The following is a 24,495-nucleotide window of genomic DNA, read 5'->3' as shown; positions in this document are numbered from 1 at the left end:
CTTTATCCCCTCGCCCGCAATTCGCGCCGGATCACCTTGCTGGTTGCGGTCATCGGCAGCGAGTCGGTGAAGGCGACGTGGCGCGGATATTCGTGCGCCGAGAGCCGCACCTTGACGAACTCCTGGATTTCCTGCGCGAGCTCGTTGCTCGGCGGGAAGCCCGGGCGCAGCACGATCCAGGCCTTGATCGCTTCGGTGCGGATCGGATCGGGAATGCCGACGACAGCAGCGATCGCCACTGCGGCATGCTTGATCAGCGTGTTCTCGATCTCCGCAGGACCGATGCGGTAACCGGCCGAGGTGATCACGTCGTCCTCGCGGCTGATGTACCAGAAGTAGCCGTCGTCATCTCTGCGACCGAGGTCGCCGGTCATCAGGAAGTCCTTGGTGAACTTGTTCGCCGTCGCCTCGGGGTTCTTCCAGTATTCGAGCATGGTCGAGGCTGTTCCGCGATGAATGCCAATGCCACCGGTCGTGCCGTTCGGCACCTCTTCGCCGGCCTCGTCGAGCACGCGCACATCAAAGCCCGGAACGGCGCGGCCCATGGAGCCGGGCCGGATCGGAAACAGCTTTGCGTTATTGCCGACGCAAAGGTTGCACTCGGTCTGGCCGAAAATTTCGTGCACGTCGATGCCGAACGTTAAGCGGACCCAGTCGAGCAATTCCGCGCCGAGCGACTCGCCGCCGGAAATGATGCTGCGCAGGTTGACGCCGTCGGCCCTCACGCCTGCCTGACGCATCAGCTTCAGCGCGGTCGGCGGGAAGAACACGTTGCGGATCTTGTGATCCGCCATCAGCTTGATGGCCGCCTGCGGCTCGAACTTTCGCGCCCGGCTGGCGACGATCGGCACGCCGAAGTACCAGGCCGGAAACAGCGCATTGAACAGGCCGCCGATCCAGGCCCAGTCGGCCGGCGTCCAGTAGACGTCGTTCGGTTTCGGAAAGAAGTCGTGGCACATCTGGATGTTCGGCAGATGGCCGAGCAGCACGCGATGCGCGTGCAGCGCGCCTTTTGGATTTCCGGTGGTGCCCGAGGTGTAGATGATGATCGCCGGATCATCGGCGCGGGTGATGGCCGGCGTGAAGGCATCGGACGCGCCATCCATCGCCTTGCGAAACGAGATGGTGCCCGCGGGCGCATGCTCGCCGACCACATAGATGCGCTTCAAAGCCGGCAGCCGGTCGCTGATGCGCGCGAGCTTTTCGAGCCCGCTCTCGTCGGTGACGATGGCCTTCGCTTCCGAGTTCGCCAGACGAAACTCGAGCGCGTCCTCACCGAACAAGGTGAACAGCGGCACAGAGATCAGGGCGGAGCGGAACGCGGCGAGATGCGCCACCGGCAGCTCGACCGACTGGGACAGGAACACGGCGACGCGGTCGCCGCGCGTCAACCCGTCCGCCTGCAGCACATTGGCGAAGCGGTTCGAAGCTCTCAGCATGTCGTCGAACGAATAATGGACCGTACGGCCATCCGCGCCGACGTCGATCAGCGCGAGCCTGCCTGAGCCGTCCGCATGCTTGTCGACGGTTGCAGTGCCGATATTGACATGCTCCGGTACGTTCCAGCGGAAGTCGCGGCGGAGCTTCTCGTAGTCAGAGGTTTCGGTGAGCATGGCGGGCAGAGTAGCGCCCGCCATCGCCTGAAGAAACCCTCTACGAGGGGGACCTCGGCCGGCCTCAGCCGGAGAGCGCGGCCTTCACCAGGCCGGAGGCCTTGCCGAAGTCCATCTGCCCGGCGTACTTCGCCTTGAGCGAGGCGACCACCTTGCCCATGTCCTTCATGCTGGCTGCGCCCGTCTCCTTGATGGCGGCGGCGATCGCGGCCTTCACGTCGTCCTCGGAAAGCTGCTTCGGCAAGTAGGTAGAGATCACCGCGATCTCCTCGCGCTCCTGCGCGGCAAGCTCGGCGCGGCCGCCTTTGTCGTAAAGCTCGACCGACTCCTGGCGCTGCTTGATCATTTTCTGGAACAGGCTGAGCAGTTCCTCGTCGGGCAGCTGCGGCTTGCCCTGGCCGCGCGCCTCGATATCGGCATTCTTGATGGTCGAGTTCATCATGCGCAGCGTGGAGAGCTTGCGCTCCTCCTTGGCCTTCATGGCCTCCTTGACGGCGGTATTGATCGCGTCGCGCAGCATGGCAGTCTCCTTACGTTGCGCGATGATTTAGGACCTTCAGGACCGATTCACAACGGTTCAGGCCCGCCGGCCCGGTGTCCCCGTCCAATCCGGCACGCCAGCCTGCTTGCCGTTGACAGTCCGTCATAGGCGTTGACTGTCCAACGGACCAAGACTATTTCGTGCGCTCATGACCCAAATGGACGCTGCAGCCGCCTGGCCGGAACCGAAACCGACCGCGCTCCTCGTGCTCGCGGATGGCACTGTGCTGGAGGGCTTCGGCCTCGGCGCCGAAGGCAAGGCCGTCGGCGAAGTCTGCTTCAACACGGCGATGACCGGCTATGAGGAGATCCTCACCGACCCGTCTTACGCCGGACAGATCATCACCTTCACCTTTCCGCATGTCGGTAACGTCGGCACCAACGAGGAAGACATCGAGGCGCTGAACATGGCGGCACGGCCGGGCGCCTGCGGTGTGATCCTGCGCGCCGACATCACCGATCCCTCAAACTACCGCGCGACGCGCCACCTCGACCAGTGGCTGAAGGCGCGCGGCATCATCGGCCTGGCCGGCATCGACACGCGCGCGCTGACCGCGCTGATCCGCACCAAGGGCATGCCGAACGCGGTGATTGCCCACGCTGCGACAGCCAAATTCGACCTGGACGCGCTGAAGAAGGAAGCGGCGGACTGGCCTGGCCTGGAAGGCATGGACCTTGTGCCGATGGTGACGAGCGCACAGCGCTTCGTCTGGGACGAAACGCCGTGGGTCTGGGGCGAGGGCTTTGGCAGGCAGGACCAGCACGAGTTCAACGTCGTTGCCATCGATTACGGCATCAAGCGCAACATCCTGCGACTGCTCGCGGGCGAAGGCTGCAAGGTGACGGTCGTGCCGGCAACGACGACGGCTGAAGATATTCTGGCGATGAAACCGGACGGCGTGTTCTTGTCGAACGGCCCGGGCGATCCGGCCGAGACCGGCAAGTATGCGGTGCCGGTGATCAAGGAGATTGTCGAGAAGGGCGTGCCGACCTTCGGCATCTGCCTTGGCCACCAGATGCTCGGCCTCGCGCTCGGCGGCAAGACCGTGAAGATGCATCAGGGTCACCACGGCGCGAACCATCCGGTGAAGGACATGACCACCGGCAAGGTCGAAATCACCTCAATGAATCACGGCTTCGCCGTCGACAAGACCACGCTGCCGAAGAATGTCGAGCAGACCCATGTTTCGCTGTTCGACGACTCCAACTGCGGCATCGCGCTGTCCGACAAGCCGGTATTCTCGGTGCAGTATCACCCCGAAGCCTCGCCCGGGCCGCGCGATTCCCACTATCTCTTCAAGCGCTTTGCCGAGCTGATGCGCAAGCGCAAGCCGGCCCGCGTTTCTTGACGTAACCTCTGACGAACGCCGACCAGGCTACGGCGTGCGACGGCTTATCGGTCGTCCAAGGCTTTGTCGTCCAAGGCTTTGTCGTCCAAGGCTTTGTCGTCCAAGGCTTCGAGGTTCACGACGGCATCCCGGTCCGGACGCCCTTCCAGAAAGTCGATAACGTTGCCGGCCGCGTCCCAGGCCATCCGTCGTAGTCCCTCGGCGGTGCTGGCAGCGACGTGAGGCGTGACCACGACATTCTCCAACGACAGAAAGCCGGGCGGCTCACGCATCGGCTCCACGCGCAGCACATCCAGCCCGGCCCCGCCGAGATGGCCTGAGCGCAAAGCGGCCTCCAGAGCCGCCTCGTCCACCAGCGTGCCGCGGGCGGTGTTGATCAGCACGGCGCCGGGCTTCATCGCGGCGAGGAAGCCGACTTCGACCATTCCGCGCGTGGCCTCGCTGGCCGGCAGGTGCAGCGTGACCACGTCGGCGACGGCCAGGCCGGCATCTCGATCCTTCACCACCTCATAACCTGCGCCGCGAATGGTGCCGGCGGGAATGAATGGATCATGCACCAGGACCTGCATTCCGAAGGTTGCACAGAGCCGTGCGACGCGCGTGCCGATCCGACCGAATCCCACCACCAGCACCCGGCGCCCACCGAGTTCGAAGGTGTGCGATTGGCCCTGCACCCGCCATTGCCCAGCGCGCACCCCCGCAGCGACCGGCAGCACGCGACGCGACACCGCCAGCATCAGCATCAGCGCGTGCTCAGCCACCGAAGCCGCATTGGCTTCAGGCGTGATCATCACCGCGACACCTGCGCGTGTCGCCGCGGGGACGTCCACCAAGTCGTAGCCGACGCCGTGGCGGCAGACCATGCGCAACCGCGGCGCCATGGCCAGGAAGGCGGAGTCCACCCTCGTGCCGCGCACGATGACCGCCTCCGCTGTCCGGAGTTGCTCCGCAAGCGCGGGGCATCCGGCTTGCCCGGCGTAGTTCAAGGTCAGCCCTGAGGCATCGATCAGGCGCTGGACGCCATCAGGGTGAATCGGGTCGGCGATGACCACGTGGGGCATGGACTGGCGATCTGCTTGAAAGGTTTTCGGATCAGGGCTGGGTGGACCAGGGCGCACGTTCATAGAGCCGCTTCACGGCGACCTCTTCCGCCAGAACCGCGGCTCGATAGGCATCGCCCACAAGCGGCCGCAGCGGCAGGTTCGCCCGCTCCGCATCGGCCAGGAACGTGGGATCGGCGAGAGTCGCATGGAATGCTGTCAGGAGCCGGTCGGTGATTTCAGCCGGCAGGCCGGGCGGGCCGACGAAGCCACGCGCGGATCCGCCGAGCACATCCAGGCCCTCCTCGCGGAAGGTCGGAACGTCGGCCAGCGGAGACCAGCGTGCCGAGCCCGCCTGACCGAGGCAACGCGTGCGGCCCTCCCGTGCCAGAGCCAGTCCCTCACTGACATTGTAGGAGGCAACGTCGACTTGCCCGCCCATCAGATCACGGACTGCGACGGCGGTCCCGTTGTAGGGCACGTGCAGCGCCTTCGCCCCGGCAGCGGCCTCGAAGGCCAGCAGCAGCAGATGATCATCCGAGGAGGTGCCGGCGGCGGTGCCGACCGACACGGTCTCGTGCCCCTTCGACATGGCGGTACGCAGATCGCTCAGGGTACGAAGCGGAGAATCCTGCCTGACCCAGAACGCGCCAGGATCGTCCACCACATTCGCGAGGAAGGTGTACTCGGCGGTCTTGTAGCGGACGGGCTTATCCAGCGCCTTGGTGATGAAGCCCTGGGTTGCGACAGCCCCCAGCGTGAAGCCGTCAGGACGGGCGGCGAAGATCGCTTCGTTGCCGATCTGCCCCCCTGCGCCGGCGCGGTTGGTTACGATGAAGTTCGCGCCGGTCAGCTGGCTCGGCAGGTGTTTCGTCAACAGACGAGCCATGATGTCGATGCCGCCCGCGGGTGGATACGGCACGATGACCTCGATCGACCGCGATGCTGGCCAGGCCGACTGCGCCGATGCGAAACGGGGAAGTGCCGCACAGGCAAGTAAGGCACCGGTTAGAGCACGTCGCGTATACATGTGATTTCCTCCCGAGAGGGCTCGTAGAGGAAATATGCACCGTGTCAATATTCCGGCGACGGCGCGAACAACTCCCTGCGCTATGCTGCTCTGCCGCCAGCATTGAGCTCGGCGAAGTCGAGTTCTTCCTCCAGACGATGGAAAGCATCATCGCCGATGTCGTCGGCATCCCTCAGCGCAAGGATCGCCTGGCGCGCCGCTGCGAGACCTCGCCGTCGCAGCGGATCAGCCGGCAGCTCGCTTTCGGCGAATTCCCCTTGATCAGCACCGCTGCGACTGAGCACCGCCTGATATTCCTTTCGCACGAGGCGCGCGGCCTCGCTGTCGTCCCCATCGATGGCGGCGAGCGCGGCGCGATACGCAACGCCGCGGGCAAAGCCGACCTCGCGCGCGACCGGATCGGCCGTGTCCATCTTCAAGAGCCTTACCAATGGACCGAGCGTCAGCCCCTGGATCAGCAACGATCCGAGCACGACGACGAACGCGGTCAGAAGGATGAGGTCGCGATAAGGAAACATTGTGCTGCCCGCGGACCCGTCAGGCAGCGCGAACGCGGCCGCGAGCGTAACGATTCCGCGCATGCCGCACCATGCAACGAGGAAGCCGCCCTGCGCACTCGGTCGCATCACCGGCCGACGCGGATGAAACCCGTAGCGCGCAATGTACATGCGCAAACCGGTATTGAACGCCATCACCCACACGAGCCGGACGGCGATCACCGTGAGCAGCACGGCACCTGCGACGGCGAGATAGTCCATCCGCAATTCTTGCGGGAGGTTGCCGAGAATGGGGCGAAGCTGCATGCCGATCAGCACGAACGCCAGCACATTGAGGACAAACACCGCGGTTTCCCACACCGCATACGATGGAACGCGAATCCGCGCGGGCGTGCTACCCGGCGCCGTGCGCGCAATCGTCACCGCATAGACGACGATGGTAAGAATGGCGGAGAGGCCGAGGTTCTCGGCAACGATCCAGACAAGAAACGTGTTGGCGAACTGCATGATGACCGCGCTCGGCGGATCCTCGATGCGCGCACTGATCCGCGCCGTCAGCTTTGCGAACAGGTAGCCGGCGACAGGGCTTCCGACCAGCGCGATCAGCACCGACGGCGCGATCTCGCTCACCTCCAGCGATTGCACCGCGACCGCTCCCACGGCGACGCGATAGATCAGCAGCGCGCTGGCGTCGTTCAGAAGGCTCTCGCCTTCCAGAATTTTCAGGAGGCGATGAGGAATCCTGACCTGCCGCAGGATTGCGGTCGCAGCCGCCGCATCGGGCGGCGCCACGATCGCTCCGAGCGCAACCGCTGCAGCCCAGGGCATTGCTGGCACCAGCCAGTGAACGACGACGGCCACGCTCGCGGTCGTCACGCCGACGGCGATCACGACGAGGGTGGAGACGGCAAGCCAATTGTCCCGGAGATCGCGCAGCGACGTATCATACGCGGCATCAAGCAGCACGGGCGCAACGAACAGCGCAAGCGCGAGCTCCGGTTCAAGCGTCCATTCCGGAGCCACCGGCAGAAACGCCAGCCCCGCGCCACCGAGTGCGAGGAACGTCGGATACGGCACGTTCAGCCTGCGCGCTATGGCCGAAAGCAGAATGGCCCCCAACAGGAGACCGATGATCCATTCGAAGGTCGTCACGGAAAGCTCCCCTGCGCCTCGATGAAGAGACGTTGCCCGAACAATCAGGCTCGTGCGGTATTTCTGACGTCCCGATCAGCCTGGCTGCAAGCCTATTCACCGGAACGTCGGCACCAACCCGCACTAAAGTTACAACTTGCCAGTGTCCTTTGTTTCTCGCACGCAGGCTTGCGGCGAGTTGGTGCAAGCGCCGGAAACAGGAGACCAGGAAGGCACCAAAGAGACCGGTGTGAGCGCTCAACTCACCCCGCCAACGGGCCGCCCACGCCAACGTCGATCAACCGGCGACGGACCACCGCGAGGATCTCGTCCGACAGAGCCTTGTCGGCCGCGGCGGCGCGCGACATCACAAGCGCACCGACCATCGCCGCCGCGCGTAGGATGGCTGTGCGGCGCCTGTCTACCTCGGTGGCATCAGGGGATACAGCCGCCAGCACCTCGATGAACTGGGTCACCCCGTCGCGAAAGACCTCGCGTAGATCGTCATCGCCGCGGTTCGCATCGGCACCGATTGCGGCGACCGAGCAGCCGGCTTCGGGATGATCGCGATGGGAGCGCGATACGTAGGTCTTCAGCAGCTTCTCGAAAGCATCCGTTGCCGATGGGCCCTCCGTCAGCGAAAGCCATTCGCGCATGGATTGATGCAGTGCTTGACGGACGGCCTGGGCAGCAAGCGCATTCTTGGATTTGAAATGGCTGTAGACCGCGCCGTGGGTCAGGCCAGCCGCCTCCGCCACCGCGTCGACGCCGACACCGTCGAGGCCGCGGGCGCGAAACAATCGTGCCGCGGCGACGACGACCTCATCACGGTTCGCAGCCGCCTTTTCCTTCGAGATCCGCATCATCGATCTCCCCAAGCGCGGCGACGAACTCCGGGCATGGCAGCCTTCCCATCGCCGTTCTGGACAGGCATTGAATTAATAATTACGATCGTAATCATAAAGTGCATGCTGGAGATTTTCAAGTGATGAACGCCGCCGCCCCCAAGGACATTGCCGCGCTGCTGAAGGAAGAGCGCACCTACGACGTCGTCCCGCCGCAAGTGATGGCGTCGATGACCGGGCTCGAATTCATGCAAGCCGTCGTCGATGGGAAGATGCCGGCTCCGCCGATCACACGCGCCATGGAATTTCTGGTGACGAAGGTCGAGAAGGGCTACGCCCTGGCCGAGGCCATTCCCTCGTTCGACTACTACAATCCGATCGGCACGGTGCACGGCGGCTATGCCGCGACCTTGATGGATACGGTGCTTGGCGTGTCTGTGCACACCATGATGGACAAGGGCCAGGGTTACACGACACTGGAATTCAAGATCAGCTTCATCAAGGCGATCACCAAGGACACCGGTCCGGTCCGCGCCGAGGGACGCGTCCTGAGTGCGGGCCGCCGCGCAGCAACCGCCGAGGCACATCTAAGGGACGCGAGCGGGAAGCTCCTGGCGCACGCGACGACGACGTGCCTGGTGTTCGAGATTCCGTTGCCGAAGGCCGCGTGAGGCTTGCCCCCACTTAGCGCGGACTTTGTGGTCCCTGCCCGCTCCCCTTCTCGGACTTGAGGCGTTTCAGTTCGTCTCGAATGGGCGCGAATGGACCGTACTTGTGCTGTTGTTGGCTGAAGCTGTCGGCATAGGGGCCATAGGACGCATCGACCGGCTTCGTCAGCAGGTCCGGATAATCGCGGTCAAGGCCATCCTTGTGCTGCCGCGGCTGTGAAACGACATAGGCTGCGACATCCCACGCATCTTCCGCCGAGAGCTGCGGGTCCAGATAATCGGCGCCATGCGGCATGTTGAAGTGAACGAAGTTCGCGATGGTGATGAGCCGATTCATGCCGGCGCCGTCGTTAAACGTGTCCGGCCCCCACAACGGCGGCACCATGTAGCCGAGTTTGGTCATGGGATGGGTTATGGGCACGCCCTCGCCGTTGATGTTGTGGCACGCGACGCAGGCCTTGGCGTAGATCGATTTGCCGCGCACTGGATCAGCGGCCCGCTGGAGCTCCGGCATCCGGCCCACACCGAGGCCCGGCACTTTCCGGCCCGGCGGCACGCCAGTCGACAGGAATTTGATATAGGCAACGATGGCCTTCATTTCCGGCGAGTTCAGCGGCAGAGGACGCCCGTTCATGCTGCGCGTCATGCAACCATTGATGCGATCCTCGATGCTGATCTCGGCGCCGGTCCGCGCGCTATATTGCGGAAATTCCTCGAACAGCCCGAAAATTGGCACCGCAAACTTCTTCGTGCCGGCCTCGAGATGACAGTTGCTGCAAGCCAGATTATTGCCCGCATAACGCTTCGCCGGCGCAGCGAACGGTCCGATATGCGCGTAAGTGGCAGTGATCAAATCCCGACCTCGCCGCACCAGCCGACCATGCTTGTCGTTCGGCAACGCGCCAACTTCAGGAACGGTCCAGATCGGATCATCTTTCGAAGCCGACTCTTGCGCAACAACGGCTCCCGTGAGGACTCCGGCCACCAGCGCGGCAAGGGCTGTCTTGCGTCCCGCTCCCATCCTCATCCTTCGATGCTCGTCTTGCCCAGCTTCATTGCGATCGCGCTGATCAAACCGAGGATTCATGTACCTTCACTGCTGCAAGTTCATCAGACTTTCCTAAATTTGATCGGCCGCAGCGTTCGGTCGAAGGAATCCGCGGCAGGCGGACGGAATGAGCTCCATCCATCGCGCGCGACTATGCAGCTGTGACACTCGCCGGCGCGGCGGAACGGCCTTCACGCTGATAGCGGTATTGAAGACAGAGGAATACAAAACCGAACACCGGCACGAGGATGCAGATCATGCCGGCGTTACCGGGGCGAAGTTTTGAGCCGTGACCATCTGGTAGATGTGGCCGCCGGCAGCCCTCCAAAAGAAACAGCGCCGGCGCAAGGATAAAAGCTCAGCGTGAAATTGCCGAGCACAAAGCGATGACCCAGCCATGCTCCAGGCCCGCGACAATCCCGCAACCATTCACGATGGTCACGTCGGGATTCTCCGGATGGCCCCTTCGAAAGCAAGGTGAAACCGCGAATGGAGCCGCCGCCGGCCGCTCCATTCGGTCGCTGCCGATAAAATCGATCCTGGCTGAAACCCGTCGGCCGTGGATCCGTACAATTCAGCGGGCGTTGTCACCCGCGTCGCGGCTCGCTTCGAACAGGAACCAGGTCCGCTTCTCCGCCTCGTCAATGAAGTTCTCGAGCAAACTTGCGGTGGCGCTGTCATTGTATTTGTCGGCGATCTCGTGCGCTTCGCGCATGGTCTTCACCACCGCCTTATTGTCATTCATGAGTTCGCGCAGCATGTCGCGCGCCGGCACGAACGGCTCGTCATTGTCGTCGATGGTCTGCAGCTTGCTGATGTGACCGATCGAACGCAGCGTCGCACCGCCTATCTTGCGGACGCGCTCGGCAATCTCATCGGTCGTCGCAAGGATCGCGGCCGACTGTTCGTCGAGCAGCAAGTGATAGTCGCGAAAATGCGGTCCGGAGACGTGCCAGTGGAAGTTCTTGGTCTTCAAGTAAAGCGCGAATGAATCGGCGAGGATCACGTTCATCGCCGCCGAGATCTTGTCGACGCCCTCCTGTGACAAATCAGTCGGCGTATCGAGAGCAGGCGCAACTTTCTGTTTGGGATCGAACTTGACGGGCTTGTTCACGGCTAAATCCTTTGTGACAAGCGGCGGCGGCCCGCCGCAATGGACAGGGGCTTTCAGACCCACTAACGTCCCCATCCGAATATAGGTTCCACCCGCCGAACGACAACTCCTTCAGTTCAATCAAACCGGCCCTTGCCAGATTTCCCTCATCCTTGCCGCGCATAATGAGAGGGCAACGAGCCGGCGATGATGACGATACGCGCAAGCGAGCACATCCTGCATACAAGTAAGATCACGCTGGTGTGGCAGTTTATTCACAGCACGATGCAGTCGGAGATATCGCCGGTCTGGTTCGTGCCGCCAAACGGCAACGCGCGGTAGCTTCGTCATGTCGCAAGACAACTGGATCAGTTTCTGGAATTCCGAACATTCGATCTATGTGAATGCACGGCATCTCGACCAGCATTATCGTGAAGTCGCTGACCGTATTCTGCAGTTGGGGCCGGCGCCCGGTGCGCAGGTCCTCGATTTCGGTTGCGGCGAGGCCACGCATGCGGACCGGGTCGCGGCAAGCGTCGGACAGCTCTGGCTATGCGAGGCCGCGGCGCGCGTTCGCGATCATCTGCGGACCCGTTTCGGAGGGCAGCCGAACATCAAGGTGATCGGCCCGGACGAGCTTCAGGCCATTCCGGCCGGAACGCTGGATCTGGTCGTTGCCAATTCGGTCGCCCAGTATCTGACGCGCGACGAGCTCGACGCACTGCTGCGCACCTGGCGCAGATTGCTGACGCCAGACGGCCGGCTGGTGCTGGCCGATGTGGTGCCGCCCGGCGTGAGCCCCGTCTCCGACGCGCTGGCGCTGTTAAGGTACGCTTGGCGAAACGACTTTCTCGGTGCCGCGATCGCAGGGCTCGTGCGTACCGTGCTTTCCCCCTATCGGCGCATCCGCGCGAGCCTTGGCATCACGACCTATACCGAACGGGAAATCACCGAACGCATCGACGCGGCGGGATTCAAAGCAGCGCGGCTGCCGTTCAATTTCGAACACCAGCCGGCCCGGCTTTCGTTTGTGGCGACGCCGCGCTGACTCGGGCCCGTCCGCCTTCGAACGGCCGATTAACCACGACAACTGACTGCTAGGGACTTCCCCAGCGTAGTGCGGCTAAATAGCCGTACAGACGGCCCGGAGGCGGAAGTGACGCGGGAGCTGTGCAAAGCTCCTTATCCTGGTTCAAGCCCAGGCCGGGCCTCCAGTCCGTGGCCCGAATCACCATCCCTTTGAGAATAAAGGCAATTCGGCTGGTGGATTGGCCGCTTTATTCACTTCCCCGGCCCCGAAATCTGGTCTAGACACGGCGCGCGCGGGAAACATGACCCGCACGGGCTCAAGGGACGCGCGGCGAGCGCGCCCTTTTTTTGTGTGCTTTTGCCGCCTCGCAGACGGGACGCGATGCCGAAACGAACTGACATATCCACCATCCTGATCATCGGCGCCGGCCCGATCGTCATCGGCCAGGCCTGCGAATTCGACTATTCCGGCACGCAGGCGGTGAAAACGCTGAAGGCCGAAGGCTATCGCGTCGTCCTGGTCAACTCCAATCCCGCGACCATCATGACCGATCCGGAACTGGCGGACGCGACCTATATCGAGCCCATCACGCCGGAAATCGTCGCAAAGATCATCGAGAAGGAACGCAACGTCATCACCGGCGGCTTCGCCTTGTTGCCGACCATGGGCGGCCAGACGGCGCTGAACTGCGCGCTGTCGCTGCGCAAGCAGGGGACTCTCGACAAGTTCGATGTTGAGATGATTGGCGCGACGGCCGACGCGATCGACAAGGCCGAGGACCGCCAGCGCTTCCGCGATGCGATGACCAAGATCGGTCTCGAAACGCCACGCTCGCGGCAGATCAAGACCTTGCCGGACGCACTGCGCACGCTCGACGAAATCGGCTTGCCGGCGATCATCCGGCCGTCCTTCACCATGGGCGGCACGGGCGGCGGCATTGCCTATACCAAGGCGGAGTTCATCGAGATCGTCGAGCGCGGCATCGACGCTTCACCGACCAACGAAGTCCTGATCGAGGAGAGCGTACTCGGCTGGAAAGAGTACGAGATGGAGGTCGTCCGCGACAAGAAGGACAATTGCATCATCGTCTGCTCGATCGAAAACGTCGATCCGATGGGCGTGCACACCGGCGATTCGATCACAGTGGCGCCGGCATTGACGCTGACCGACAAGGAATACCAGATCATGCGCGACGCCTCGCTGGCGGTGTTGCGCGAGATCGGTGTCGAGACCGGCGGCTCGAACGTACAGTTCGGCGTCAATCCGGTCGACGGGCGGCTCGTCGTTATCGAGATGAATCCGCGCGTGTCACGCTCCTCGGCACTGGCCTCGAAGGCCACCGGCTTTCCGATCGCCAAGGTCGCGGCCAAGCTCGCGGTTGGCTATACGCTGGACGAAATCGCCAACGACATCACCGGCGGCGCGACGCCGGCGTCCTTCGAGCCGACCATCGACTACGTCGTTACGAAGATTCCGCGGTTCGCCTTCGAGAAATTCCCGGGCGCAAGTCCGACGCTGACCACATCGATGAAGTCGGTCGGCGAAGTGATGGCGATCGGCCGTACGTTCCAGGAGAGCCTGCAGAAGGCGCTGCGCGGCCTCGAAACCGGGCTCACCGGCCTCGACAACATCGAGATCGAAGGTCTCGGCCACTCGGACGACAAGAACGCGGTGCGCGCGGCGCTCGGCACGCCGACACCCAACCGCCTGCTGCAGGTGGCGCAGGCGATGCGGCTCGGCTTCAGCGACGACGAGATCTTCGCATCCTGCAAGATCGATCCGTGGTTCCTGGCGCAGATCCGCGACCTGATCGACACCGAAGCAAAGGTCGCAGCGCACGGCCTGCCGCCGCACGCGCATGGCATGCGTGCATTGAAGGCAATGGGCTTTTCCGACGCGCGCCTTGCGGTGCTGGCGAAGAAGACCGAGGCCGAAGTCAAGGCGCAGCGGCGCGCGCTCGGCGTCCGCCCTGTATTCAAGCGCATCGATACCTGCGCAGCCGAGTTCGCCTCTCCGACCGCTTACATGTACTCGACCTACGAGATGCCGTTCGCGGGTCACGCAGCGGACGAAAGCGCGCCGTCTGCACGCAAGAAGGTCGTCATTCTCGGTGGCGGGCCGAACCGCATCGGCCAGGGCATCGAGTTCGACTACTGCTGCTGCCATGCCTGCTTCGCGTTGGACGAGGTCGGCTATGAAACGATCATGATCAACTGCAACCCGGAGACGGTCTCGACCGACTATGATACGGCCGATCGGCTCTATTTCGAGCCGCTGACCGCCGAAGACGTGCTCGAAATCATCGACACCGAGCGCTCCAGCGGTACGCTGCACGGCGTGATCGTGCAGTTTGGCGGCCAGACGCCGCTCAAGCTTGCGCATGCGCTGGAGGAGGCGAAGGTGCCGATTCTCGGTACCTCGCCGGAAGCGATCGACCTTGCCGAAGACCGCGACCGCTTCAAACGCGTGCTCGACAAACTGGAATTGAAACAGCCGAAGAACGGCATCGCCTATTCTGTTGAGCAGGCGCGACTGATCGCAAGCGAACTCGGTTACCCGCTGGTGGTGCGTCCGTCCTACGTGCTCGGCGGCCGCGCGATGCAGATCATCCGCGAGGAAGGCCAGCTCGGCGACTATCTGCTCGGCACGCTGCCGGAGCTCGTCCCTGCCGACGTGAAGGCGCGCTATCCAAACGACAAGACCGGACAGATCAACACGGTGCTCGGCAAGAATCCGCTGCTGTTCGATCGCTACCTGTCGGACGCGGTGGAAGTCGACGTCGACTGCCTGGCCGACGGCAAGGATACGTTTGTCGTCGGTATCATGGAGCACATCGAGGAAGCCGGCATCCATTCAGGCGACTCGGCCTGCGCATTGCCGCCGCATTCGCTCGACGCTTCGACCGTCGCCGAACTCGAACGCCAGACCTACGCGCTTGCTCTCGGCCTGAACGTCGTCGGATTGATGAACGTGCAATACGCGATCAAGGACAGCGAGATCTATGTTCTCGAAGTCAACCCGCGCGCATCGCGCACCGTGCCGTTCGTCGCCAAGGTGATCGGCAAGCCGGTCGCCAAGATTGCCGCGCGGATCATGGCGGGCGAGAGTCTCGCGTCGTTCAACCTGACGCCGCATAAGCTCACACACATCGGCGTGAAAGAATCGGTATTTCCGTTTGCGCGCTTTCCGGGCGTCGACACCGTGCTGGGACCGGAAATGAAATCCACCGGCGAAGTCATGGGCCTCGACAAGTCGTTCGCCATTGCGTTTGCCAAGAGCCAGCTCGGCGGTGGGACGCGCGTACCGCGCAAGGGCACGGTGTTCGTGTCGGTCCGCGACGAAGACAAGATCCGCATACTCGACGCCGTGCGGCTGCTCGTTTCCGTCGGCTTCAAGGTCATCGCCACCTCCGGCACGCAGCGGTTTCTCATCGACCACGGCGTTCCGACCGAGAAGGTCAATAAGGTACTCGAAGGCCGTCCGCACATCGTCGATGCGATCACCAACGGCGAAATACAACTGGTATTCAATACCACGGAGGGACCGCAGGCGCTGGCCGACAGCCGTTCGCTTCGGCGCGCCGCCCTCTTGCATAAAGTGCCTTATTACACCACTCTCTCGGGTGCTGTTGCTGCTGCGCAGGGGATTAAGGGCTACCTCGGAGGCGATCTCGAGGTGAGGACCCTGCAAAGCTACTTCCCGGCCGCGTGAAATTTCGGAACTTCCGGTGTATAATGGGGAACCGTGGCGCGGCTGCGCTGTTTTGTTCCGGCATCGATGAATCGAAATCGGGGCCCTTCGGCGCAAGGGCCCGAACCGTACAATGGGTGAACCGTATAATGGGTTTTGCACCGCCGGGCTGGAAGCCCCGCGCGCGGGATCGAAGGACGATAGAGAATGGTTGACAAAATTCCGATGACGCATGGGGGCTATGTCGCGCTCGAGGGCGAGCTGAAGCATCGCCAGCAGGTTGAGCGGCCGCGGATCATTCAGCAGATCGCTGAAGCGCGTTCGCATGGCGACCTGTCGGAGAACGCGGAATACCATGCGGCAAAGGAACAGCAGTCGCACAACGAGGGCGTGATCGCCGAGCTGGAAGACAAGCTCGCGCGCGCCGACGTTATCGACGTATCGAAATTGTCCGGCGACACGATCATGTTCGGCGCAACCGTCACGCTGGTTGACGAAGACACCGACCAGAAGAAGGTCTGGCAGATCGTCGGCGAGCCCGAGGCCGACGCCAAGAAAGGACGGATCTCCGTCACTTCGCCCTTGGCGCGCGCGCTGATCGGCAAGAAGAAAGGCGCATCGGTGGAGGTCGTCGCACCCGGTGGCGCGAAAGCCTACGAGGTCACCAAGATCGAGTGGAAGTAGCGCGCTCGTCTGCCACTTCCACGAACGAGGACAATGCGCGGGGCCTGATCGGATCAGGCCCCCTTTTAATGAGAGCACCTCAAGTGATGCCCGCCGACATCAGCATCCGCCGCGTCGCGCCGAGCGATGCCCCGGTCTACCGAAGCATTCGGCTCGAAGGTTTGCAGAACCATCCGGAAGCTTTCGGGAGCTCGTTTGAAACCGAGAACGCTCAGACCGACACGTGGTTCGCGGAACGTCTCGCCGGTTCGGAAGTGCTCGGCGCGTTTCAGGGCACCGATCTCGTCGGCGTGGTCGGGCTGCGTATCCAGCCCGGCCTGAAGGAGGCGCACAAGGGCCTGCTCTGGGGAATGTATGTGCGGCCGCATGTTCGCCGGGCCGGTGTCGGCAAGCTGTTGGTTGGATCGATTATCGAAGCGGCGAAGCCGCGGGTCGAGCTCCTTCAGCTCGTGGTCTGGCAAGATAACCACGCCGCCCGTCGTCTGTACGAAAATTTCGGCTTTGTCGCATATGGACTCGAAGTGAATGCGCTGAAGCACAATGGCATCTATTACAACGAGATTCTCATGACCAAGGTGCTCGCACCGACGTCATAGCGACGATAGATCGGGCGTAAGCTGACGCGTTTGTTATCGTCCGCGGAATTTACTTCTCGTTCGATTCTCGCGATATGCCTCCGGCCTCATTTCGTCCAAAACCGGAGCAACTTGACTCATGCACCTCGACAGTCTTCGCGCCGCGTGGTCGCCGCGCCTTCTGAGCATCTTGCGAATCATGACTGCGCTGCTGCTGCTTCAGTACGGCATGGCGAAGCTCGTCGGGTTTCCGGTATTCGAATATCTGAACAACGTTCCGCGGTTTTCGCTTCCCTGGGTCGCTGGCCTGCTGGAGCTGTTCGGCGGAGCGCTGTTGCTGATCGGCTTGTTCACGAGCCCCGTCGCCTTCATCCTGTCCGGCTTGATGGCATTCGCTTATTTCCTTGGCCATGCGCCAAAAGGCTTCTATCCGCTGACCAACGGCGGCACCCTCGCCGTGCTGTTCTGCTTCGTATTTCTGTATTTCGCCTGCGCCGGCGGCGGCGCGTGGAGTGCGGATGCAATGTTACGACGGAAATAATCCCAGCCAGTAGCCGGATGAGCGCAGCGACATCCAGGATATCTGTCACGGAGTTAGCCCCGGATTTCGCTGCGCTCATCCGGGCTACGGTCCTCCGACCGTGACGCTCAGCGCAGAAAGAACACCAGTGTCAGCATTGCACCGACGGTCACGACGACAGCGCGGATAATTCTTTCCGGCACGCGACGCGCGACGCTGACGCCGAGATACCCCCCGGCGATGGACGCGGCCGTGGTGATCAGCGCATGCGGCCAGTGAACCAGGCCGCCGGCGATCAGAAGCGCAGATGAGACGACCTGGACCAGGAGCGCGACGACGTTCTTGATCGCGTTCGACTTGTGGAAGTTGCCGCTTTCAATGATTGTCAGTGCGGCCAGCATCATGATGCCCATGCCGGCGCCGAAGAACCCGCCATAGACGGTGACGATGCCGATCAGCAGGAAGGCAAGCCATCTTGTTGCCTTCGTACTCGATGCTGCAAATGGCGCGATCAGACGATTGATTTGTGACGACGCGGCAAACAACACCGTCGCGGCGAGCAGCAGCCATGGCACCGTCGGCCGAAAACCCGCGTCGCCGATGGCGATCAAGAGCCACGCCCCGACCGCGGCGCCGATCATCCCCAGCACCATGAACGGCAGCATCTCGGCAAAGTGTTTGCGGACCTCCGCGCGATAACCGACCACGCTCGCGAAATTCGCCGGCGTCAACGCGGCCGCGCTGGTCGCGTTCGCGTCGAGTGTCGGCAGCCCGCTGAATACCAGCGCGGCGAAGGTGAAGAACGAGCCGCCGCCGGCGACTGCATTCACCATGCCGGCGCCGAAGCCTGCCAGAACGAGAAGGACGAGTTGGAGGGAGGTCATAGTTTCAATTGCTTGAGCAGGAAATTTCCAACGTCATGCCCGTTGTCCATAGGCGAGCGAAGCGACGCCGTTCTTCGAACAGCTATGGGCGAGCGAAGCGACGCCGTTCTTCGAACGGCTATGGGCGAGCGAAGCGACGCCGTTCTTCGAACGGCTATGAGAACGACCATCAGAGGTTGGCGAAATTCACATGGCTAGCGACGGGCGGCCATTTCCATCGGAACGGCTGCGGCGTCCTTGGAATTGTGCAGCACCAGCGAGGTCCGCACGTTGCGAACGTGGGGGGCTGCGGTGAGGCGCGTGACGAACTCCTGGAAGGTGTTCATGTCGGGCGCGACGCACTTCAGGATGAAGTCCACATCGCCTGACAGCATCCAGCATTCGCGCACCAGCGGTTCGGCGCGCACGAAGGCCTCGAATGCCCGCAGGTCGGCGTCCGCCTGGCTCGACAGGTGAACTGACGCAAACACGGTCACGTCGAAACCGAGCTTTCGCGGGTCGAGCAGACCGCGATACCCGGAGATGTAGCCAGCCTCTTCCAAGGCTCGGACACGGCGCAGGCAGGGTGGCGGCGAGATGCCGACCCGTCGCGCCAGTTCCACGTTGGTGATTCGGCCGTCTGCCTGGATTTCCGCCAGGATCTTCAGGTCGATGTCGTCGAGGTCCCTGCTCATTGCCGTCGCTTTAGGCTTAGTTGCGCGCCGATTCCGGCGGGTGCGTTGCAATATTTGCAACGAAGTCCCGCCCCTCATACCCCAAAATCGCAGGGATGAAGCAATTTTATTACCGAAACCAAATACGAAATTCTATTCCCAAGAATGTGAGTTGCGAAACTTGCATGGCTCGCCAGATCACTTAGAATAATTCAGATACCCCTCCATGCGCCGTAAGCGGCTGGGCCTGTACGGGCCGCATAACCCGCGCAATTCGCATCGAGGCCAGCTCAGGGAATTGTCCGGAAATGGCCCAATCAATTCATGCCAAGGTCGTTATCATCGGATCCGGGCCCGCCGGATATACGGCGGCGATCTATGCAGCACGCGCGATGCTCGAGCCCGTACTGATCCAGGGTATTCAGCCTGGCGGCCAGCTCACCATCACCACGGATGTGGAGAACTACCCAGGATTCGCCGATGTGATCCAGGGGCCGTGGCTGATGGAGCAGATGGAGAAGCAGGCGGCTCATGTCGGCACCAAGATCGTCACCGATCTGGTGACGAAACTCGAACTCGGCAGCCGTCCCTTCCGCCTGACCTGCGACAGCGGCGACGTCTATCTCGCCGACACCGTGATCCTCGCAACCGGCGCGCAGGCGCGCTGGCTCGGCCTTCCTTCCGAAGAAGCATTCAAAGGCTTCGGCGTCTCCGCCTGTGCAACCTGCGACGGCTTCTTCTATCGCGGCAAGCAGGTCGTGGTGGTCGGCGGCGGCAACACGGCGGTCGAAGAGGCTTTGTTCCTGACGAACTTCGCCACCAAGGTCACGCTGATCCACCGCCGCGAGAGCTTCCGCGCCGAGCGCATCCTGCAGGATCGGTTGTTCAAGAATCCGAAGATCAACGTGATCTGGAACAGCGCGATCGAAGAGATCCGTGGCGACGAGAATCCGCGCAAAGTAACCAACGTCCGCGTCCGCAATGTCAAAACCGGCGCGATCACTACGCTTCCATCCGATGGCGTGTTCATTGCGATCGGTCACGCGCCGTCGACCGAACTGGTGGTCGGCCAGGTCAAGATGAAGTCGTCCGGGTATGTCGAGATCGCTCCGCACTCGACGGCGACATCGGTCGCAGGATTGTTCGCAGCCGGCGACGTGGCCGACGAGACCTATCGCCAAGCGGTGACGGCTGCGGGATTGGGTTGCATGGCGGCGCTGGAGGCAGAGCGGTTTCTCGCACTCCATGCCACGGAACGGGCGGCGGCGGAGTGATCATGATCAGGGCACGAAACGGATTTTCGGATATGGATTGGGACAAGCTAAAAGTCTTTCACGCAGCCGCGGAGGCCGGCAGCTTTACGCATGCCGGCGAGCAGCTCGGCCTGTCGCAATCGGCGGTGTCGCGTCAGGTCAGTGCGCTCGAGCAGGAACTCTCGGTTTCGCTGTTTCATCGGCACGCGCGTGGACTGATCCTCACCGAACAGGGTGACCTGCTGTTCCGCACCGCCCACGATGTCTTTATGCAGCTGCAAGCTGCGCGCGCGAAGCTGACCGACAGCCGTGAACGGCCAAGCGGAGAACTGAAGGTAACGACAACTCCTGGCGTCGGCATTCACTGGCTGATCCCGCGGCTCGGTGAATTCACTCAGCTTTATCCGGACATTCGCATCCAGCTGATGGTGACGGACCAGGAACTGGATCTGTCGATGCGCGAGGCCGACGTGGCGATCCGCGTGCGCAAGCCGACGCAACCGGATCTGATCCAGCGCAAACTGTTCTCGATCGGTTATCACGCCTATTGCTCGCCGGAATACATCAAGCGGATGGGAACGCCGCGCACGCTTGAGGATCTCGACAATCATCGGCTGATCGTGCTGAGCGACCTTCACGCACCCGCGCACATGCAGAATCGCTATTGGCTGATCGAGGCCGGCCGCAACGGCAAGGGGCCTCGCGAAGCTTACTTCAAGGTCAATCACATGCTGGGACTTGCACGTGCGTGCCAGCAAGGCCTCGGTGTCGCCGCGCTACCGGACTACCTCGTTGAAGAGCGCCACGGGCTGGTTCAACTGTTCGAGGAAAAGGACTCGATCCAGATCGATACCTATTTCGTCTATCCGGAAGAGTTGAAATCAGTCGCGCGCGTTCAGGTCTTCCGCGACTTCATCGTGAGCAAGGCGCAACGCTGGCCCCCTAAAGAGTAATAGCTTGCATTTTACGGGCCTCTGACATGCGGCGGCCCTGCTTGCTGCACATGGCTCGCTTCAGCCATAGTGCTCAGAAGCTGAGCGGTTGAAGCTGCGCATTGTCCCCCTCCTCCTGCAGCTTCAACAATTCAGTTATCCCTCTTGGAAGGTGATTGTGTCGGCCTCTCGTGGCCACAACTGCAAAAGCCGGGCCTTTGCCCGGCTTTTTTTTAATTGTTCCAATATCCGGCCCGATCCTAAAGTCGTACGCGCGCCAGCCGCAACGCATTCGCGATTACGCTGACGGACGACAGCGCCATCGCCGCTGCACCAATCATTGGCGACAGCAGAATGCCAAGCAGCGGATAGAGAACGCCAGCGGCAACCGGAACTCCGGCCGCGTTGTAGGCGAAGGCGAAAGCAAGGTTCTGGCGGATGTTGCGCATGGTCGCGCGCGACAGATTGCGCGCCGCGACGATCGCTCTCAGGTCCCCGCGCAAAAGTGTCACACCGGCACTTTCGATCGCAGCGTCAGTGCCGCCGCCCATGGCGATGCCCACATCGGCCGCCGCCAGCGCCGGCGCGTCGTTGACGCCGTCCCCTGCCATCGCGACCTTGCGGCCGGACGCACGCAATCGTTCGACGATCAGGCTCTTCTGTTCCGGTAAAGCGTCGGCCTCAACTTCGTCGATACCGAGCCGTCGCGCCACCGCCTGCGCCGTCACCGCATTGTCGCCTGTCAGCATGACGAGACGGATACCGTCCGCGGACAGGGCCTTCAGCGCGTCCGCCGTGGTCGGTTTGATGGGATCAGCAATCGCGATCAGCCCGACCAGTTGCCGATCGACAGCAACGAAGACGACGGTCGCGCCGGTCGCGCGCTGCGTCTGGGTCGCATCGCGCAGGCTGTCCACCTCAACACCATTCTCGCCGAGATACGACGCATTGCCGACGATCACGTCATGGCCGTCGACGAAACCACGCGCTCCCCTGCCCGTGGGCGAATCAAAGTCGCGAACGTCGGTCAGCACAAGACCTCGCTCCTTGGCTGCCGCGACAATCGCCGCCGCCAGCGGATGCTCGCTCGCGCGCTCGACGCTTGCGGCCCACGCGAGCAAGCGCGCCTCGTCAAACTCACCGATCGCATCGATCGCGACAACTTTCGGCTTGCCTTCGGTCAGGGTGCCGGTCTTGTCGATAACGAGCGTATCGACCGTCTCGAGACGCTGCAGCGCGTCGGCATCGCGAATCAAGATTCCGAGGCGCGCACCACGCCCGACTCCGACCATGATCGACATTGGCGTCGCCAGACCAAGCGCGCAGGGGCAAGCAATGATCAGAACGGTGACGGCGGCAACGAGCGCGTAGGTGAAGCGAGGCTCCGGCCCGAAAATCGCCCACGCGGCGAACGCAGCAAGGGCGACGGCGATCACCGCCGGCACGAACCAGCCAGCGACCTGGTCGGCCAGGCGCTGGATCGGTGCGCGCGACCGTTGCGCGCGGGCGACCATACCGACGATGCGCGCCAATAAGGTATCCGAGCCCACTTTCTCGGCGCGCATGACGAAACCGCCACTGAGATTGAGGGTGCCGCCGATCACCTTGTCGCCCGCCGCCTTGGTCAGCGGCATGGATTCGCCAGTGACCAGCGACTCGTCGATCGACGAACGGCCTTCAGTGATGACGCCGTCGACCGCGACCTTCTCGCCGGGGCGCACGCGCAGACGATCGCCGACGTTGACGCTCTTGAGCGGGATATCCTCATCGCCGTGATCGGTCACGCGTCGCGCGATCACCGGCGCAAGGCCGAGCAGCGCCTTGATCGCGCCCGACGTCTTCGCCCGCGCGCGCAACTCGAGCACCTGGCCGAGCAGTACCAGGGTGGTGATCACGGCCGCCGCCTCGAAGTAAACCGCGACTGCGCCGTGCGCGTCGCGGAAAGCGGGCGGAAACAACTGCGGAGCAGCGACCGCAACCACGCTGTAAACCCAGGCGACGCCGGTGCCGAGCGCGATCAGCGTGAACATGTTGAGATTGCGCGAAACAAGGGATTGCCAACCACGCACGAAGAACGGCCAGCCAGCCCAAATGACGACCGGAGTCGCGAGCGCCAGCTGGATCAGATTGGACAGTTGCGGGTCGAGCCAGTGGCTCCCGCTGAGATGCTGTCCCATTTCCAGTACGAACAGCGGCAGCGTCAGCACCAGCGAAACCCAGAAGCGCCGCGTCATATCGATGAGTTCGGGATCCGGCCTGTCGTCGAGGGTGACGGTCTCAGGCTCGAGCGCCATGCCGCAAATCGGACAATTGCCGGGGCCGACCTGCCGCACCTCGGGATGCATCGGACAGGTATAGATGGCGTCCGCTTGCTCCGGGGACGGATGTGTCTTCGGCGCGCTCCCTGCCTTATTCCGCGCGAGATACCTCTCGGGATCTGCCTCGAACTTCGTCCGGCAGCCGGCGCTGCAGAAGACATGGTCCTCGCCGCGATAGGCGAAGCGGTGCTTCGCACTCACCGGATCGACAGTCATACCGCAGACGGGATCGATCGCCTTCGGAGGCGCCGAATGTCCGCAGTGGGGATGATCATGCGCAGAGTGCGCACAGTGACCTGGTGTCGTTTGATCCTTCATCCCTGTCTCTCGCACTTGCATATGATACCCTGTGGGGGTATATAGGCGGCATGCGCAAAGACATCAAGGCGTCATGCCTGAAACGGCTGAAGCGGATCGAAGGCCAGGTGCGCGGACTGACGCGCATGGTCGATGAGGATCGCTATTGCATCGACATTGTCACGCAGATTGCGGCCGCGCGAACGGCGCTTCGCCGCGTCGAGGAGGAAATCCTGCGGGATCACGTCGCGCACTGCGTGGACCACGCGATCGCATCAGGTGACGCTGAAGAGCAGCGCAGGAAGATCGCCGAGCTGATGGCGGTCGTCAGCCGTGCGGATCGGTAAAGCGCGCGTCCGGCCGCAACATGCAGCCGGACGGCCATTCAAGCTGGCTGGCAGCAGACGGGACGGCGAAGCGACGGACCGGGCAGTCCGTCAGTAAACCTGACGCCGCACCTTCTTCCTTGCGATTGGCGCTATGGTCTGGCCGTAGCCGCCCTGGAAACCCTGCACCACCGCGAACGGATTCTGCACGCACCACACACGCCGGGTCGACGCCGACATGTCGCACTGGGCTTTGTTGAAATAGTTGCAGTCGAAGATTTCCAGGCCCTGCTGCAGGCACCAAGCATAGCCCCGGAAGCCGCCATGCTGGTCATAGAATCTGGCGGGGCCACGGGGCGCGGCTTCAGCGGAGACACTTGCGAGGCCCAGGACGGCTCCGAGCAGGCTCAGGGTGACGATCGACTTGCGCATGATTCATTCCTTTTCAGCCTCGATCCAACCGAGGCAGATACGAACCG

At 62.7% G+C, this 24,495-nt stretch carries 23 protein-coding genes; 11 read left to right on the top strand and 12 right to left on the bottom strand.

The features are described 5' to 3' along the window. Window positions 1-2: 2 nt before the first annotated feature. Both RCO31_RS04495 and RCO31_RS04490 read right to left on the bottom strand, forming a co-directional pair. Window positions 3-1,613 carry an acyl-CoA synthetase gene (locus RCO31_RS04495; protein ID WP_308967063.1) on the bottom strand — a complete coding sequence of 537 codons (1,611 nt, stop codon included), beginning with the start codon at window positions 1,611-1,613 and terminating at the stop codon, window positions 3-5. A 64-nt stretch (window positions 1,614-1,677) separates the two neighbouring features. Then, the gene (locus RCO31_RS04490) at window positions 1,678-2,133 is read right to left on the bottom strand and encodes a GatB/YqeY domain-containing protein (RefSeq protein WP_308967024.1); all 456 of its coding nucleotides are present in this window, start codon (window positions 2,131-2,133) and stop codon (window positions 1,678-1,680) included. 169 nt (window positions 2,134-2,302) lie between these two features. Between RCO31_RS04490 and carA the strand changes: the two genes are divergently transcribed. Beyond that, window positions 2,303-3,502, top strand: coding sequence for a glutamine-hydrolyzing carbamoyl-phosphate synthase small subunit (carA, locus tag RCO31_RS04485; protein ID WP_308967023.1), 1,200 nt, complete (start codon window positions 2,303-2,305; stop codon window positions 3,500-3,502). A gap of 44 nt (window positions 3,503-3,546) precedes the next feature. Here carA and RCO31_RS04480 read toward each other — a convergent pair whose 3' ends face one another. From RCO31_RS04480 to RCO31_RS04465, 4 genes are all read right to left on the bottom strand, one after another. Continuing rightward, entirely contained in the window at window positions 3,547-4,563 is a 1,017-nt protein-coding gene (locus RCO31_RS04480; protein WP_308967022.1) for a hydroxyacid dehydrogenase, read from the bottom strand. A gap of 31 nt (window positions 4,564-4,594) precedes the next feature. Then, window positions 4,595-5,572 carry a tripartite tricarboxylate transporter substrate binding protein gene (locus RCO31_RS04475; RefSeq protein WP_308967021.1) on the bottom strand — a complete coding sequence of 326 codons (978 nt, stop codon included), beginning with the start codon at window positions 5,570-5,572 and terminating at the stop codon, window positions 4,595-4,597. 80 nt (window positions 5,573-5,652) lie between these two features. Further along, window positions 5,653-7,221: a sodium:proton antiporter gene (locus tag RCO31_RS04470; RefSeq protein WP_308967020.1), complete on the bottom strand. Its 1,569-nt coding sequence runs from the start codon at window positions 7,219-7,221 to the stop codon at window positions 5,653-5,655. Between the two features lie 242 nt (window positions 7,222-7,463). Then, entirely contained in the window at window positions 7,464-8,063 is a 600-nt protein-coding gene (locus tag RCO31_RS04465) for a TetR/AcrR family transcriptional regulator (protein WP_308967019.1), read from the bottom strand. Between the two features lie 125 nt (window positions 8,064-8,188). On the opposite strand from RCO31_RS04465, the gene RCO31_RS04460 reads away from it, so the two are divergent. Then, a complete protein-coding gene (locus RCO31_RS04460; protein WP_308967018.1) occupies window positions 8,189-8,716 on the top strand; it encodes a PaaI family thioesterase in 528 nt (175 codons plus the stop codon). Between the two features lie 13 nt (window positions 8,717-8,729). On the opposite strand, the gene RCO31_RS04455 is transcribed toward RCO31_RS04460, so the two are convergent. Both RCO31_RS04455 and RCO31_RS04450 read right to left on the bottom strand, forming a co-directional pair. Beyond that, complete coding sequence (locus RCO31_RS04455; RefSeq protein WP_308967017.1) at window positions 8,730-9,734, bottom strand: c-type cytochrome; 1,005 nt, start codon at window positions 9,732-9,734, stop codon at window positions 8,730-8,732. Window positions 9,735-10,335: 601 nt separating this feature from the next. After that, entirely contained in the window at window positions 10,336-10,875 is a 540-nt protein-coding gene (locus tag RCO31_RS04450) for a DNA starvation/stationary phase protection protein (protein WP_308967016.1), read from the bottom strand. Window positions 10,876-11,061: 186 nt separating this feature from the next. Here RCO31_RS04450 and RCO31_RS04445 point away from each other — a divergent pair, with 186 nt between their 5' ends. The 6 genes from RCO31_RS04445 (at window position 11,062) to RCO31_RS04420 (ending at window position 17,374) form a co-directional block, all read left to right on the top strand. Then, entirely contained in the window at window positions 11,062-11,196 is a 135-nt protein-coding gene (locus RCO31_RS04445; protein WP_308967015.1) for a hypothetical protein, read from the top strand. Between the two features lie 7 nt (window positions 11,197-11,203). Beyond that, the gene (locus tag RCO31_RS04440; protein WP_308967014.1) at window positions 11,204-11,902 is read left to right on the top strand and encodes a class I SAM-dependent methyltransferase; all 699 of its coding nucleotides are present in this window, start codon (window positions 11,204-11,206) and stop codon (window positions 11,900-11,902) included. 363 nt (window positions 11,903-12,265) lie between these two features. Beyond that, complete coding sequence (gene carB, locus RCO31_RS04435; RefSeq protein WP_308967013.1) at window positions 12,266-15,595, top strand: carbamoyl-phosphate synthase large subunit; 3,330 nt, start codon at window positions 12,266-12,268, stop codon at window positions 15,593-15,595. Window positions 15,596-15,781: 186 nt separating this feature from the next. Beyond that, entirely contained in the window at window positions 15,782-16,258 is a 477-nt protein-coding gene (gene greA / locus RCO31_RS04430; RefSeq protein WP_308967012.1) for a transcription elongation factor GreA, read from the top strand. 68 nt (window positions 16,259-16,326) lie between these two features. Then, window positions 16,327-16,854: a GNAT family N-acetyltransferase gene (locus tag RCO31_RS04425; protein ID WP_308967011.1), complete on the top strand. Its 528-nt coding sequence runs from the start codon at window positions 16,327-16,329 to the stop codon at window positions 16,852-16,854. A gap of 118 nt (window positions 16,855-16,972) precedes the next feature. Beyond that, complete coding sequence (locus tag RCO31_RS04420; RefSeq protein ID WP_308967010.1) at window positions 16,973-17,374, top strand: DoxX family protein; 402 nt, start codon at window positions 16,973-16,975, stop codon at window positions 17,372-17,374. A gap of 107 nt (window positions 17,375-17,481) precedes the next feature. Here the strand turns inward: RCO31_RS04420 and RCO31_RS04415 are convergent, their stop codons facing one another. Both RCO31_RS04415 and RCO31_RS04410 read right to left on the bottom strand, forming a co-directional pair. Beyond that, on the bottom strand, window positions 17,482-18,237 hold the full coding sequence (locus RCO31_RS04415) for a sulfite exporter TauE/SafE family protein (RefSeq protein ID WP_308967009.1): 756 nt from the start codon (window positions 18,235-18,237) through the stop codon (window positions 17,482-17,484). Between the two features lie 194 nt (window positions 18,238-18,431). Beyond that, window positions 18,432-18,911 carry an Lrp/AsnC family transcriptional regulator gene (locus RCO31_RS04410; protein WP_308967008.1) on the bottom strand — a complete coding sequence of 160 codons (480 nt, stop codon included), beginning with the start codon at window positions 18,909-18,911 and terminating at the stop codon, window positions 18,432-18,434. Window positions 18,912-19,198: 287 nt separating this feature from the next. Here RCO31_RS04410 and trxB point away from each other — a divergent pair, with 287 nt between their 5' ends. Then, the gene (gene trxB / locus RCO31_RS04405) at window positions 19,199-20,164 is read left to right on the top strand and encodes a thioredoxin-disulfide reductase (RefSeq protein WP_308967007.1); all 966 of its coding nucleotides are present in this window, start codon (window positions 19,199-19,201) and stop codon (window positions 20,162-20,164) included. Window positions 20,165-20,166: 2 nt separating this feature from the next. After that, on the top strand, window positions 20,167-21,096 hold the full coding sequence (locus RCO31_RS04400; RefSeq protein ID WP_308967006.1) for a LysR family transcriptional regulator: 930 nt from the start codon (window positions 20,167-20,169) through the stop codon (window positions 21,094-21,096). 239 nt (window positions 21,097-21,335) lie between these two features. On the opposite strand, the gene RCO31_RS04395 is transcribed toward RCO31_RS04400, so the two are convergent. Then, window positions 21,336-23,711 carry a heavy metal translocating P-type ATPase gene (locus RCO31_RS04395; protein WP_308967005.1) on the bottom strand — a complete coding sequence of 792 codons (2,376 nt, stop codon included), beginning with the start codon at window positions 23,709-23,711 and terminating at the stop codon, window positions 21,336-21,338. A gap of 50 nt (window positions 23,712-23,761) precedes the next feature. Here RCO31_RS04395 and RCO31_RS04390 point away from each other — a divergent pair, with 50 nt between their 5' ends. Beyond that, window positions 23,762-24,037, top strand: a complete 276-nt coding sequence (locus tag RCO31_RS04390; RefSeq protein ID WP_308967004.1) for a metal-sensitive transcriptional regulator — start codon at window positions 23,762-23,764, stop codon at window positions 24,035-24,037. A 90-nt stretch (window positions 24,038-24,127) separates the two neighbouring features. On the opposite strand, the gene RCO31_RS04385 is transcribed toward RCO31_RS04390, so the two are convergent. Then, entirely contained in the window at window positions 24,128-24,448 is a 321-nt protein-coding gene (locus RCO31_RS04385) for a DUF3551 domain-containing protein (protein ID WP_308967003.1), read from the bottom strand. Window positions 24,449-24,495: the final 47 nt, after the last annotated feature.

Source organism: Bradyrhizobium sp. LHD-71 (assembly GCF_031157255.1).
Taxonomy (GTDB): Bacteria; Pseudomonadota; Alphaproteobacteria; order Rhizobiales; family Xanthobacteraceae; genus P52-10.
Note: the sequence above shows the minus strand (reverse complement) of the source record. Positions and strands in the feature narration are given on the sequence as shown.